The 12,190-nt window shown below is 64.1% G+C and carries 13 protein-coding genes; 4 read left to right on the forward strand and 9 right to left on the reverse strand.

The genetic code is table 11. The annotated features are described in order from the left end of the window. Window positions 1-64 precede the first annotated feature (64 nt). A complete protein-coding gene (locus tag RY1_RS01915) occupies window positions 65-1,477 on the forward strand; it encodes a bifunctional phosphatase PAP2/diacylglycerol kinase family protein (protein ID WP_072802241.1) in 1,413 nt (470 codons plus the stop codon). A 28-nt stretch (window positions 1,478-1,505) separates the two neighbouring features. On the opposite strand, the gene prcA is transcribed toward RY1_RS01915, so the two are convergent. From prcA to arc, 5 genes are all read right to left on the reverse strand, one after another. Then, window positions 1,506-2,228 (reverse strand): proteasome subunit alpha, encoded by a 723-nt coding sequence (gene prcA, locus RY1_RS01920; protein ID WP_072801815.1) that lies wholly within the window; start codon window positions 2,226-2,228, stop codon window positions 1,506-1,508. Beyond that, complete coding sequence (gene prcB, locus RY1_RS01925; RefSeq protein WP_072801816.1) at window positions 2,225-3,100, reverse strand: proteasome subunit beta; 876 nt, start codon at window positions 3,098-3,100, stop codon at window positions 2,225-2,227. The genes prcA and prcB overlap by 4 nt, the downstream gene beginning before the upstream one ends. Next, on the reverse strand, window positions 3,097-3,291 hold the full coding sequence (locus RY1_RS01930) for a ubiquitin-like protein Pup (RefSeq protein ID WP_072801817.1): 195 nt from the start codon (window positions 3,289-3,291) through the stop codon (window positions 3,097-3,099). Before RY1_RS01930 ends, prcB begins: the two co-directional genes overlap by 4 nt. A gap of 96 nt (window positions 3,292-3,387) precedes the next feature. Beyond that, window positions 3,388-4,887, reverse strand: coding sequence for a depupylase/deamidase Dop (dop, locus tag RY1_RS01935; protein ID WP_072801818.1), 1,500 nt, complete (start codon window positions 4,885-4,887; stop codon window positions 3,388-3,390). Between the two features lie 127 nt (window positions 4,888-5,014). Beyond that, a complete protein-coding gene (gene arc, locus RY1_RS01940; protein WP_072801819.1) occupies window positions 5,015-6,787 on the reverse strand; it encodes a proteasome ATPase in 1,773 nt (590 codons plus the stop codon). A 185-nt stretch (window positions 6,788-6,972) separates the two neighbouring features. Between arc and RY1_RS01945 the strand changes: the two genes are divergently transcribed. Further along, window positions 6,973-7,464: a WKL family lipoprotein gene (locus RY1_RS01945; RefSeq protein ID WP_072801820.1), complete on the forward strand. Its 492-nt coding sequence runs from the start codon at window positions 6,973-6,975 to the stop codon at window positions 7,462-7,464. 44 nt (window positions 7,465-7,508) lie between these two features. On the opposite strand, the gene RY1_RS01950 is transcribed toward RY1_RS01945, so the two are convergent. Next, on the reverse strand, window positions 7,509-8,372 hold the full coding sequence (locus RY1_RS01950; protein ID WP_072802242.1) for a tRNA (adenine-N1)-methyltransferase: 864 nt from the start codon (window positions 8,370-8,372) through the stop codon (window positions 7,509-7,511). Window positions 8,373-8,602: 230 nt separating this feature from the next. On the opposite strand from RY1_RS01950, the gene RY1_RS01955 reads away from it, so the two are divergent. Continuing rightward, window positions 8,603-9,457, forward strand: coding sequence for a RecB family exonuclease (locus RY1_RS01955; protein WP_072801821.1), 855 nt, complete (start codon window positions 8,603-8,605; stop codon window positions 9,455-9,457). Then, window positions 9,454-10,287, forward strand: a complete 834-nt coding sequence (locus RY1_RS01960) for a thioesterase family protein (RefSeq protein ID WP_072801822.1) — start codon at window positions 9,454-9,456, stop codon at window positions 10,285-10,287. The genes RY1_RS01955 and RY1_RS01960 overlap by 4 nt, the downstream gene beginning before the upstream one ends. A gap of 21 nt (window positions 10,288-10,308) precedes the next feature. Here RY1_RS01960 and hisG read toward each other — a convergent pair whose 3' ends face one another. The 3 genes from hisG to RY1_RS01975 are packed head-to-tail and all read right to left on the reverse strand — an operon-like array spanning window position 10,309 to window position 12,181. Next, window positions 10,309-11,160 carry an ATP phosphoribosyltransferase gene (gene hisG, locus RY1_RS01965; RefSeq protein ID WP_072801823.1) on the reverse strand — a complete coding sequence of 284 codons (852 nt, stop codon included), beginning with the start codon at window positions 11,158-11,160 and terminating at the stop codon, window positions 10,309-10,311. Window positions 11,161-11,210: 50 nt separating this feature from the next. After that, complete coding sequence (locus RY1_RS01970; RefSeq protein WP_139279696.1) at window positions 11,211-11,492, reverse strand: phosphoribosyl-ATP diphosphatase; 282 nt, start codon at window positions 11,490-11,492, stop codon at window positions 11,211-11,213. Beyond that, on the reverse strand, window positions 11,489-12,181 hold the full coding sequence (locus tag RY1_RS01975) for an HAD family hydrolase (RefSeq protein WP_072801824.1): 693 nt from the start codon (window positions 12,179-12,181) through the stop codon (window positions 11,489-11,491). The genes RY1_RS01970 and RY1_RS01975 overlap by 4 nt, the downstream gene beginning before the upstream one ends. Between the last annotated feature and the right edge of the window lie 9 nt (window positions 12,182-12,190).

Here is a 12,190-nt window from a genome sequence, read left to right on the forward strand (position 1 = left end):
CGCTCGGGCGATGAACAACCGCCGTGACTCGCTCACCGACCTCGTTCACGCCTGGGACGTGCGCATGTTCGACCGCACCGCCGCCAGCCGCGCAACCGTTGCCGACCCGGCGCTACGCGCGCTCACCACGGCGGCGAATCACAGCCTTCTCTGGGCAGTGTCCGCCGGCATTCTGGCTGCCAGGCCAGGTCCGACACGGCGCGGTGCCGTGCGAGGTCTGCTTGCCGTCGGTGCGGCCAGTGCGCTGGCGAACGGGGTTCTCAAGCCACTGTTCCCGAGGACCCGACCCGGTACCGACTCGACCCCGCTCGTCCGACGACTGCTCTCTCCCCCGCGGTCGTCGTCGTTCCCGTCCGGTCACTCGGCATCGGCGGCCGCGTTCGTCACGGGTGTAGCGCTCGAATCACCGGGCGCAGCCGCGCTTCTGACTCCGATCGCGGCGGCCGTCTGCTACTCCAGGGTCCATACGGGCGTGCACTGGCCGAGCGATGTCATCGCCGGAGCGGCCTTGGGAACCGGGATTGCGCTCTCGACCAGACGATGGTGGGCAGTGCGCACCGAGGAGCCCGCCGCACTCGGAGGTGAATGCGATGCGCCGTCGCTGCCCCGAGGGCAGGGTGTGCTCGTGCTGATCAATCCAGGTTCGGGCTCGGACGAGAACACATCCGACGAGATCAGGGCTCACCTACCCGAAGCCGAGCTGTTCGAGCCGGACCCGGACAGCGACTTCAACGAGCAGCTGGAGGACCGCATTGCGAAGTCCGCGCCCCGTGCGCTCGGTGTGTGCGGCGGTGACGGCACGATCGTCAGCGTGGCGGAATCTGCTGTTCGCCACAAGCTTCCGCTGGCGGTGTTTCCCGGTGGGACACTGAACCACTTCGCGAGAGATGCAGGCGTCGTCGACATCGAGTCCACCGCGGCTGCCGTCGAGAAGGGCCGTGCGGCACTCGTCGACGTCGCCTCGGTGCTCGTCGACGGGTCACGCTCGGTATCGTTCGTCAACACCGCGACGTTCGGTGGCTACCCGGACTCGGTGCGCTTGCGCGAACGGTTGGAGGGCCGCATCGGCAAGTGGCCTGCTGCGGCGGTCGCCATGATCCGAGTGCTCGCCGCTGCCGAACCGCTGAATGTCGAACTCGACGGCAGACACCGAGCAGTGTGGATGCTGTTCGTCGGAAACGGGCAGTACTCCCCCAGCGACCAGGTGCCGATGTCTCGGAGTTCGATCGCGTCGGGAACGCTCGACATCCGGTATCTGCCGTCGAAGCCGTTTCTGTCTCGGACTCGTCTGTCGATCGCTGCAATCACCGGGACGCTCGGATCATCGGCGACCTATGTGCACGAGGTGTCGCGTTCACTGAAGGTCGACGTGGCCGGACCCGAAGTCGCGCTCGCCACCGATGGCGAAGTCACCGCCGACGGCCGGACCTTCGAGTTCTCCAACGACAGCAGCCTCGTGCTCTACCGCGACAGGTAGAGCACGAGGCCGCTCGTCCAGTGGAAGATCAGGCGGGGAGAAGCTCCTCCAGAGCCGGGCCGGCAATCCTTCGGAATGCCCGTCGCGGACGCCCCTGGTCGAGTACCGCAACCTCGAGTGAGCTGACTTCCAGCACCTTCTTGTCGGCTTCCGCCGATCCGTTTCCGGTTGCCGCAGCACCATCGGTGAGTGCAGCAACCGCGATCTTCACCGCGGCACCGAGATCGAGGCCGGGGCGGTAGGACTCGCGCAGAGCGGTGACGATCGGTTCGGTGGTGCCACCCATCACCACGAAATCCTGTTCGTCCACGATCGAGCCGTCATAGGTGATCCGGTACAGCTGTGTCGACGACGGTTCGTCGGAGTGGGATACCTCCGCGACACAGATCTCCACCTCGTACGGCTTCAACTGCTCGGTGAAGATGGTTCCGAGCGCTTGAGCGTACGTCTTCGCCAGCGACCGGCCGGTGACATCCCGACGATCGTAGGTGTACCCCTTCGTATCGGCATGCAGAATGCCCGCCTTGCGAAGGTTCTCGAACTCGTTGTACTTACCGACCGCCGCGAACCCGAGGCGATCGTAGAGCTCGCTCACCTTGTGCAGCGCGGTCGACCGATTCTCGGCGACGAACAGCACACCGTCGGCGAAGGTGAGGACGATGACGCTGCGCCCCCTGGCGATGCCCTTGCGTGCGAGCTCCGAGCGATCGCGCATGATCTGCTCGGCCGACGCGTAGTACGGCATGGTCATGACGCAGTCCCCCTGTCGTGTTCGGCCCGGGCGGCGGCGGCGCGTTCGGCGATGATCTCCTGCGCGGCCGCGGCGATACGCGACTCGTCGACTTCGGTCGCACCCACGCTCGTGATCGTGACTGCAGTCGGATAGATCCCCCGCGTGACATCGGGACCACCGGTTGCCGAGTCGTCGTCGGCGGCGTCGAACAACGCCTCGACGACGGCACGCAGAGCCGCATCCTCGCTGGAACGAGGTGTGAACAGCTTCTTGAGCGCCGACTTGGCGAACAACGAACCGGAACCGACTGCGTGGTAACCGGACTGTTCCTCGTACCGCCCGCCCACGACGTCGTAGGACACGATGCGACCGGCTCGGTCCGGATCGGTGACATCGATGTCGAACCCGACCAGCAACGGAACGGCCGCCAGGCCCTGCATCGCCGCACCGAGGTTGCTACGGACCATGGAGGACAGCTTGTTCGCCTTGCCGTTGAAGGTCAGCGGCACGCCCTCGATCTTCTCGTAGTGCTCCAGCTCGACGGCGAACAATCGCACGAGTTCGATGGCAATTCCTGCAGTGCCTGCGATGCCCGCTGCAGAGAATTCGTCGGTGACGAACACCTTCTGCATGTCGCGATTGGCGATCAGGTTGCCCTGCGTCGCGCGCCGGTCCCCGGCGATGAGCACACCGCCGGCATAGGTCGCTGCCACGATCGTCGTGCCGTGTGGTGCCACGTCCGACAAACCTGCTCCCGGGGTTGTCATACGACTCTCCGGAAGCAGGTGCGGGGCGTGGTCACGCAGGTGGTCGGTGAACGAGGAGTGATGCGAGCCGAACGTGGGCAGCAGATCGTCGGGAGAGCTGCCGGTCGCGCGATTCACCGTCACTGGCCGCCCTTCTGAACGTAGGCACGCACGAAGTCTTCAGCGTTTTCCTCGAGCACGTCGTCGATCTCGTCGAGGAGGTCGTCGGTCTCTTCCGCCAGCTTCTCGCGCCGTTCCTGACCGGCACCGGCCTCGCCGGGAACCTCGTCGTCGCCGTCGCCACCGCCAGAGCGCCGTGTCTGCTCTTGAGCCATAGTCGCCGACCTCCTTACGTATTCGCAGTACCTGCTCGGACCTTCACCCTACCGATTAGGACTCCCGTAGGGGTGTCAAGACACTACGTATATCTGTCAGGTGGTCAGTTGCTCGACGAGTTCCGCGGCGGTCTCCGCGGTTTCGAGGAGTTGACCGACGTGTGCTTTGCTCCCGCGCAGTGGTTCCAGGGTCGGTATCCGCACGAGCGAATCACCACCGAGATCGAAGATCACCGAATCCCAACTCGCGGCCGCGATGTCGGCACCGAACTTGCGAAGTACTTCACCCCGGAAATAGGCCCGCGTATCCGACGGGGGTGTCGAGACCGCGTCGAGCACCTGTTGTTCGGTGACGAGCCTCTCCATCGACCCACGCGCGACAAGGCGGTTGTACAAGCCCTTGTCCAGTCGCACATCCGAATACTGCAGATCGACGAGGTGCAGACGCGGCGCCGACCAACCGAGGCCTTCACGTTGCCGAAACCCTTCGAGCAGACGCAATTTGGCAGGCCAGTCGAGCAGATTCGCGCATTCCATCGGATCGCGTTCGAGAAGGTCGAGGACCATGGCCCACTTGTCGAGAATGTCCGCCACTCGCGGATCGTCGTTACCCTCGCTGGCCACGAACTTCGCCACTCGCTGGTGATAGATCCGCTGCAACGCCAGCGCGGTCAACTCACGTCCGTCCGTCAGCGCGACGGCCTGCCGCAGCGTCGGGTCGTGGCTGATCTGGTGGACCGCGGTCACCGGTCGGGCCAGTTGCAGATCGGACAGGTCGACGCCTGCTTCGATGATGTCGAGCACGAGCGCTGTCGTCCCGACCTTGAGATAGGTCGACATCTCGGCCAGATTGGCATCGCCGATGATGCAGTGCAACCTGCGGTACTTGTCCGCGTCGGCGTGCGGCTCGTCGCGAGTGTTGATGATGCCTCGCTTGAGCGTCGTTTCCAGGCCTACCTCGACCTCGATGTAGTCGGCGCGCTGCGACAACTGGAAACCCGCTTCGTCGCCGGACTGGCCGATGCCGACGCGGCCCGAGCCGGTGATGACCTGACGGGAGGCGAAGAACGGCGACAAGCCTGCGATGACGGCCGAGAACGGGGTCGCACGCGACATCAGATAGTTCTCGTGGGTGCCGTACGAGGCACCTTTGCCGTCGACGTTGTTCTTGTAGAGCTGCAGGCGCGGCGCACCCGGAACACTCGACGCGTGACGGGCAGCAGCTTCCATCACCCGCTCGCCTGCCTTGTCCCAGATGACCGCGTCGAGGGGATCACGGACCTCCGGCGCCGAGTATTCGGGATGTGCATGGTCGACGTACAACCTGGCGCCGTTGGTCAGAATCATGTTGGCGGCGCCGACTTCGTCGGCATCGATCACCGGCGCAGGTCCACTGAATCGTCCGAGGTCGAATCCGCGCGCGTCACGCAGAGGCGATTCGACCTCGTAGTCCCACCTGGTTCGCTTCGCACGAGGCACACCCGCTGCGGCGGCATACGCCAGAACCGCTTGAGTGGAGGTGAGGATCGGGTTGGCGGTCGGTTCGGTCGGAGAAGAAATTCCGTACTCGACCTCGATACCGATGATGCGCTGCATAGTGCCGAGCCTAGGTTATCGCCGCCCACGAATCCGAACCGAGGATCGGTCGCAGGCGGGCCGTACGGATACAGCACTGCCCGGCGAGCAGGCCGAATTTCGGCCCTCTCACCGGGCAGCGTGCGGGTTACAGGTACTGCCCGGTATTGGACTCGGTGTCGATCGCGCGCGATGCGCTCGCGTTCTTGCCGGTGACCAACGTGCGAATGTAGACGATGCGCTCGCCCTTCTTGCCCGAGATACGCGCCCAATCGTCCGGGTTCGTCGTGTTGGGCAGATCCTCGTTCTCGGCGAACTCGTCGACGATGGAATCGAACAGATGCTGCACCCGCAGACCGGGAGTGCCCGATTCGAGAACCGACTTGATCGCGTACTTCTTGGACCTGTCGACGATGTTCTGGATCATCGCTCCCGAGTTGAAGTCCTTGAAGTACAGAACTTCCTTGTCACCGTTGGCGTAGGTGACCTCGAGGAATCGATTGTCCTCGCTCTCCGCATACATCCGATCGACCACGCGCTCGATCATCGCGCGGACACACGCGGTCCGATCCCCACCGAACTCGGCCAGATCGTCGGCGTTGACCGGCAGAGAATCGGTCAGGTACTTCGAGAAGATGTCCTGAGCCGATTCCGCGTCGGGGCGCTCGATCTTGATCTTGACATCGAGCCGACCCGGTCGAAGGATCGCAGGGTCGATCATGTCCTCGCGGTTGGAGGCACCGATCACGATGACGTTCTCGAGCCCCTCGACGCCATCGATCTCGGCGAGCAGCTGAGGGACGACCGTCGTCTCCACATCCGAGGAGACTCCCGATCCCCTCGTTCGGAAGATCGAATCCATCTCGTCGAAGAACACGATGACCGGAGTGCCCTCCGACGCCTTCTCGCGGGCGCGCTGGAAGATCATCCGGATGTGACGCTCGGTCTCACCGACGAACTTGTTCAGCAGCTCCGGCCCCTTGATGTTGAGGAAGAACGACTTGGCTTCCTTCGCATCCTGACCGCGCGCCTCGGCGATCTTCTTTGCCAACGAGTTGGCGACAGCCTTGGCGATGAGCGTCTTACCGCAGCCGGGAGGACCGTAGAGCAGCACGCCTTTCGGAGGCCGGAGCGAGTACTCGCGGAACAGGTCCTTGTGCAGGAACGGCAGTTCCACGGCGTCGCGAATCTGCTCGATCTGACGTCCCAGGCCGCCGATGTCCTCGTATCCGACGTCCGGCACTTCTTCGAGCACCAGATCCTCGACCTCGGCCTTCGGAACACGCTCGAATGCGTAGCCCGCCTTGGTGTCGACCAACAACGAGTCACCGGGCCGCAACTTCCGTGACGGCTCGTCCGGATCCTCCGGGCCCTCGTCGTTGGCCATGTCGAACAGCGGCTTGGCCAGCCAGACCACACGCTCCTCGTCGGCGTGCCCGACGACGAGTGCACGAGACCCGTCTCCGAGCAACTCACGCAGCGTGCTGATTTCACCTACCTGCTCGAACGAGCCTGCCTCGACGATGGTCAACGCCTCGTTGAGGCGAACGGTCTGACCCGGTGCAAGCGTGTCCGCTTCCACATTCGGCGAGCACGTCAGTCTCATCTTGCGTCCGGAGGTGAACACGTCGACGGTGCTGTCCTCGTGAACGGCGACGAGGATGCCGTAGCCACTCGGCGGCTGGCCGAGTCGGTCCACTTCCTCCCTCAGCGCGATGAGCTGCTGGCGAGCTTCCTTGAGTGTGTCCATCAACTTCGAATTGCGCAGCGACAAGGAGTCGATGCGTGACTCGAGTTCGCGAACGTTCTCCGGGGAATCACCGAGTTGGCCGAGTTGACGCCTCAGCAACGCGGCTTCGACCCGCAGTTCCTCGAGTTCCGCTCTGGCCGCAGCCGAATCCGGATTGTCTGTTGAGCTCATGAGCGACTCCTCCCAATGAAGATCTGTCAACGCTACCGGGCGAGAGGCAAAAGTGCGTGTGGACACTTCGGTCGTGGTGTCGGGCTACCCGTTGTCGGCCGATCGAACCGTGAGCCGAGCCATGTTAGCCTCACCTGACCAAAGCGGCTTCTCCCGTTCTCCAGAAAGAGGCTTCACCAGTGAAAATGCGGAAATTCACAGCGTTCGCAGCAGCTGCTGCAATGGCCGTTCTCGTGGCCGGATGTAGCTCGAACGACGATTCCGATCACGCAGGTCACAGTTCGGAATCCGTCACCGCGTCCACCTCCGCAGCGGCCGCGACCACCGAAACAGCGGTCGCGGCGCCGACGGCCGAGGAGCTCACGCAATCGCTCGACCTCGTCGTCGATCCCACCGTCGACGCGGCGACGAAGGCCGACGCGATCGAGAACGGTCAGGCGCGGCTCGCGAATCTCGAGACGATGACTGCAGCCCTCGCCAACTACGGGGAGATCACGTTCACCGTCGACACGCCGACGGTCGAGGGCGAAACCACGACTGCACCGGTCACGATCGCCACCGCACGCGGAGCCACAGCGCCGACGCCGAACACCTGGGTGCTGGTCGATGGCGACTGGAAGCTCTCGGACACGAGCGCATGCCAACTGTTGGCCATGGGCCAGGCCCCCTGCGTCTAGACGGCTGCATCTAGACGGCTGCGTCTAGACGGCCGTCACGTGGTTCACCCCTTGCCGGAGCGCCGCTGCGGCTTGGGGGTGACCGTGCCTGCGGCCAATTTCCGGGCACTGATCAGGAATGCAGTGTGCCCTTGCATCCGATGCTCGGGGCGGACGGCGAGCCCGACCACATGCCAGCCTCGAACGATCGACTCCCACGAGCGCGGCTCGGTCCAGCACTCCTGCGCGCGCAGTGCCTCGACGACCTTGGACAGCTGCGTGACAGTGGCGACGTAGACGATCAACACACCACCGGGAACGAGCGCATCTGCGACGGCGGGAAGTGCGTCCCACGGCGCGAGCATGTCGAGTACGACACGATCGACGGTCTCACCCGGATGATCGACGGCGAAGGTGTCGATGTCCGCGACCGTCAGGTCCCAGTTGTCCGGGCGCTCGCCGAAGAACGTCTCGACGTTCTTGATCGCGTAGTCCGCGTGGTCCTGACGGATCTCGTAGGAGATGACGGTGCCCGTCGAGCCAACAGCCCGAAGCAACGAGCACGTCAGCGCACCCGAACCTGCCCCGGCTTCGAGTACCCGAGCACCCGGGAAGACATCTCCCTCGTGGACGATCTGGGCCGCGTCCTTGGGATAGATGACCTGGGCGCCGCGCGGCATCGACAGCACGTAGTCGGTCAACAGTGGGCGCAACGCGAGATACGGAGTGCCGTTGACCGACGTGACGACACTTCCCTCGTCGGCTCCGATGAGAGCGTCGTGGGTGATGCCACCACGGTGAGTGTGGAACTCTTTGCCCGCGTCGAGGACGACGGTGTAATGCCTGCCCTTGCCGTCGGTGAGCTGAACACGGTCACCGATCCGAAACGGACCGCTGCGCGCAGGTCCCGTCGGTTCCGCGTCGACCACGGTGGGTTGGGTGGCGACGGTGGGTCGGGTGGCAACGGCAGGCTCGGTGACGTCCGGGATATCGATACTGTCGATGTTTTCGTCCGAAGACACGCTCTCGTCCGAAGACACAGCAGTTCTCACTTTCGTCGTTCTCAGCGGGGTCGTTCACCTGGATGTGGGCGAAGACTCGATCGCCCAGACTACGTGCCTCCACGATCGTGTCGGACCACGGGCTTAGTCTGCCTGATGTGAGTATCACCGAATCACCGTCGATTTCATCCGCGACAAGACCGGCGGTGCGCAGTTCTCCCGCGCTGTCCCCGTCACGGGCGAGCGATTTCAAGCAGTGCCCTCTGCTGTACCGGTTTCGAGCTGTCGACCGCATACCGGAGAAGTCCACCAAGGCGCAGGTCAAGGGAACCGTCGTCCACGCCGCTCTCGAGGCCTTGTATGGAATGCCCACCGCGACGCGAAGTTTCGCCACTGCAGTCGATCTCGTGGACCCCGCGTGGGATCGCGTCGTAGCAGAGTCCCCCGAGCTGGAAGAGCTACTGGCACCGGAGGAACGGGCGTCACTTCTCGATCAGGCACGCGAGCTCGTCCACGGCTACTACGAGATGGAGGATCCGACGCGCTTCGACCCGGAATCGTGCGAACAACGCGTCGAGATCGAACTGGAAGACGGCACTCCCCTTCGCGGGTTCATCGATCGGATCGACGTGGCACCCAACGGAATGGTGCGCGTGGTGGATTACAAGACCGGTAAGTCTCCCCGCGAGTTCACCGAGGCAAAAGCCCTGTTCCAGATGAAGTTCTACGCGCTCGTGATCATGCGGATGCGGGGAATCGTTCCCGCTCAGCTCAAATTGATGTATCTCGCCGACAAACAATCGTTGACGTACACACCGGACGAAGGCGAGCTCCAGCGGTTCGAGCGGATGCTGTCGGCAATCTGGAAAGCCATACTGTCCGCAGGAGAAACCGGCGATTTCCAGCCGAAGCGAACCAAACTCTGCAGTTGGTGCGATCATCAGGCGCTGTGCCCCGAGTTCGGCGGTACACCCCCGGCGTACCCGGGCTGGCCGGCCGTGAGCACTCGATGACCGACCCAGTGGCCACCGCCGAGGCCGACGCGTTCTACATCCCGCTCGGAGCGAACGCCGCGGGAAACGAAATCTTCGCGACCACACAACGGACCGTGAGTGTCTGGGCCCCGACCATGCAGCACGGCGCGCCGCCGTCTGCGTTGCTGGTGCGGGCCCTCGAACGCGTCGGTGCACGGCCAGACGTGCGTATCACACGCGTCGTCGTAGAACTTCTCGGTCCTGTGCCGATTGCCGACATCGAGGTCAGATCCTGGGTCGAACGCCCTGGTACCAACATCGAGCTGGTGGTTGCCGAGCTGTGGGCACGTTCGACGAAGGGCGTCGACCGCGTTGTCGCTCGCGGGACCGCGTGGCGGTTGGCCACGGCCGATACCGTCGATGTCGCGCACGCAGCCGACCCGCCCCTGCGTCCACTGTCCGAAGCGTTGGACCACGTGTGGGGGCGGATGTGGAGGTCCGGGTATCTCGACAGCGTGGAGATCAGAGCGCTCACCGAGCTGGGCGCCGGCGTCGGCCAGGTGTGGGCTCGCCCCAAACCCGCACTCGTACAGGGCGAGTCGATGACACCACTCGAACGTCTGTTTTCGATCGCGGACATCGCGAACGGCATCGGCGCCACACTCGACCTGAAACGGTGGACGTTCCTCAACACCGATTTGACGGTGCACGTGTTCCGTGAACCGGTCGGCGAGTGGGTCGGTCTGTCGGCCGAAACATCCACTGGACCCGAAGGATTCGCACTATCGGCGGGAGTTCTGCACGACGAGCTCGGACCGGTCGGACGGATCGCACAGACGGTACTGGTGCGACCCCGCCCGTCGGCCTGACCGCCCGTCCGGCCCAGCTATCTAGAACGCTCGGCAGGACCTGATGTCGGAAGCCAGGATCGCCTTGGCTCCGAGATCGGCGAGATCGTCCATGACGGTGTTGTGGACCTTGCGAGAGACCATGGCGCGCACCGCGATCCAGTTCTCGTCGGCCATCGGAGACAGCGTCGGCGACTCGATCCCCGGGGTGATCTTGACGGCCTCGTCGAGAATTGCCTTGGGGCAGTCGTAATCGAGCATGAGGTACTGCTGCGCGAAGACAACGCCTTGGACGCGCGCGATCAGCTGCTTTCGCGTTCTGTCCGTGCTGCCGCTGTTGGCACGTTCGATGAGAACACCTTCGGAATCGCACAGCGATTCGCCGAAGGCGACCAGGTTGTTCTGCCGCAGCGACCTGCCTGACTCGACGACGTCGGCGATGGCGTCGGCGACACCGAGCTGGATCGAGATCTCGACGGCCCCGTCGAGACGAATGACGGTGGCCTCCAATCCGCGCGATGCCAGATCGGCCTTGACCAGGTTCGGATACGACGTCGCGATCCGAAGTCCACCGAGGTCGTCCGTCGACCACTCGCGGCCTTGCGGTCCGGCGTAGCGGAAGGTCGAGCGCCCGAAGCCGAGCCCGAGCAGCTCCCCTACCGGCGCTCCGGAATCGAGCGCGAGATCGCGACCGGTGATGCCGAGGTCCAGCTGGCCGGAGCCCACATAGATAGCGATATCCTTGGGACGGAGGAAGAAGAACTCGACACCGTTCGCAGGATCGAGAACGGTGAGGTCCTTGGAATCGCTGCGACGCCGATAACCGGCCTCTCGGAGAATTTCGGCAGCGGATTCGGAAAGAGCACCCTTGTTGGGAACTGCTACACGCAACATTGCGAGGTCCTTAGGTCATATACGTTCGGTGAGGTGAGTGCAGTGCCGACTCACAGATGTCGGTAGACATCGTCGAGCGACAGACCGCGCCCCACCATCAGCACCTGAACCCAGTACAGCAGCTGAGAGATCTCCTCGGCCAGCGCTTCGTCGCCTTCGTGCTCGGCGGCGATCCAGACCTCGCCTGCTTCCTCGATGATCTTCTTGCCCTGCGCATGTACGCCCGCATCCAACGCAGCGACGGTGCCGGAGCCCTCGGGGCGGGTGGCAGCGCGGTCGGTCAGCTCGGCGAACAAGGAATCGAAGGTCTTCACGGTCACCGATTCTTTCATGACGCGGACGATGCCCGTGCATCGCACCACGCCGAGTGCAGGTCCTCGGCCGTCAATCCGACCAGAGAACCCCGGACGACGTATCCCGGCGTCGCAGCGACAGCGATCTCCGACGGCACCAGAAGAACCGAGCATCCGGCGCGATGTGCTGCGAGCGAGCCCGTCGGCGAGTCCTCGACTGCCAGGCACGAACTCGGATCGAGCCCGAGAAGTGCCGCTCCCCGCAGGTACGGCGCAGGGTGCGGCTTGCCCTCGTCGACTTCGTCGCCGCTGACGGTGATGTCGAAGTAGTCGCGTCCGATCGTGCCGAGCGCCGTCTCGACGAGACCACGCTCGGTGTTGGTGACGAGCCCGGTTTTCAAGCCGACGTCGCGGACGAGTTGCAGCGCGTCCTTCGCGCCCGGCCGCCACGGAATCCCTTCCGCGAACAGCTCGGACACACGCGCAGTGAGCCAGTCACGTCCCCAGGTCAAGGACGTATCGGTTGCCTCGGCGCCGGCATGTGTGAACACTTTCCGCAACGCATCCTGCATGGAGTTACCGAGGGTGGTCTCGCGGACCTCCGCAGTCAGCTCGCGGCCCAGTTCGAGGGAGAGCTCCGCGACGGCGACGTCCCAGATCTTCTCCGAATCTAGCAGTGTTCCGTCCATGTCCCACAGGACACCGGACAGCGTGGAAATATCAGACATTCACGTTCC

It is taken from the genome of Rhodococcus yunnanensis NBRC 103083, assembly GCF_001895005.1.
GTDB lineage: Bacteria > Actinomycetota > Actinomycetes > Mycobacteriales > Mycobacteriaceae > Rhodococcoides > Rhodococcoides yunnanense.

Bases quoted from the DNA above. Each gene is read 5' to 3' on its own strand.
- RY1_RS01915 (WP_072802241.1), top strand. From the start codon at position 65: ATGTTCGACCGCACCGCCGCCAGCCGCGCAACCGTTGCCGACCCGGCG.
- prcA (WP_072801815.1), bottom strand. From the start codon at position 2,228: ATGACCATGCCGTACTACGCGTCGGCCGAGCAGATCATGCGCGATCGC.
- RY1_RS01930 (WP_072801817.1), bottom strand. From the start codon at position 3,291: ATGGCTCAAGAGCAGACACGGCGCTCTGGCGGTGGCGACGGCGACGAC.
- dop (WP_072801818.1), bottom strand. From the start codon at position 4,887: ATGCAGCGCATCATCGGTATCGAGGTCGAGTACGGAATTTCTTCTCCG.
- arc (WP_072801819.1), bottom strand. From the start codon at position 6,787: ATGAGCTCAACAGACAATCCGGATTCGGCTGCGGCCAGAGCGGAACTC.
- RY1_RS01945 (WP_072801820.1), top strand. From the start codon at position 6,973: ATGCGGAAATTCACAGCGTTCGCAGCAGCTGCTGCAATGGCCGTTCTC.
- RY1_RS01960 (WP_072801822.1), top strand. From the start codon at position 9,454: ATGACCGACCCAGTGGCCACCGCCGAGGCCGACGCGTTCTACATCCCG.
- hisG (WP_072801823.1), bottom strand. From the start codon at position 11,160: ATGTTGCGTGTAGCAGTTCCCAACAAGGGTGCTCTTTCCGAATCCGCT.
- RY1_RS01970 (WP_139279696.1), bottom strand. From the start codon at position 11,492: ATGAAAGAATCGGTGACCGTGAAGACCTTCGATTCCTTGTTCGCCGAG.
- RY1_RS01975 (WP_072801824.1), bottom strand. From the start codon at position 12,181: ATGTCTGATATTTCCACGCTGTCCGGTGTCCTGTGGGACATGGACGGA.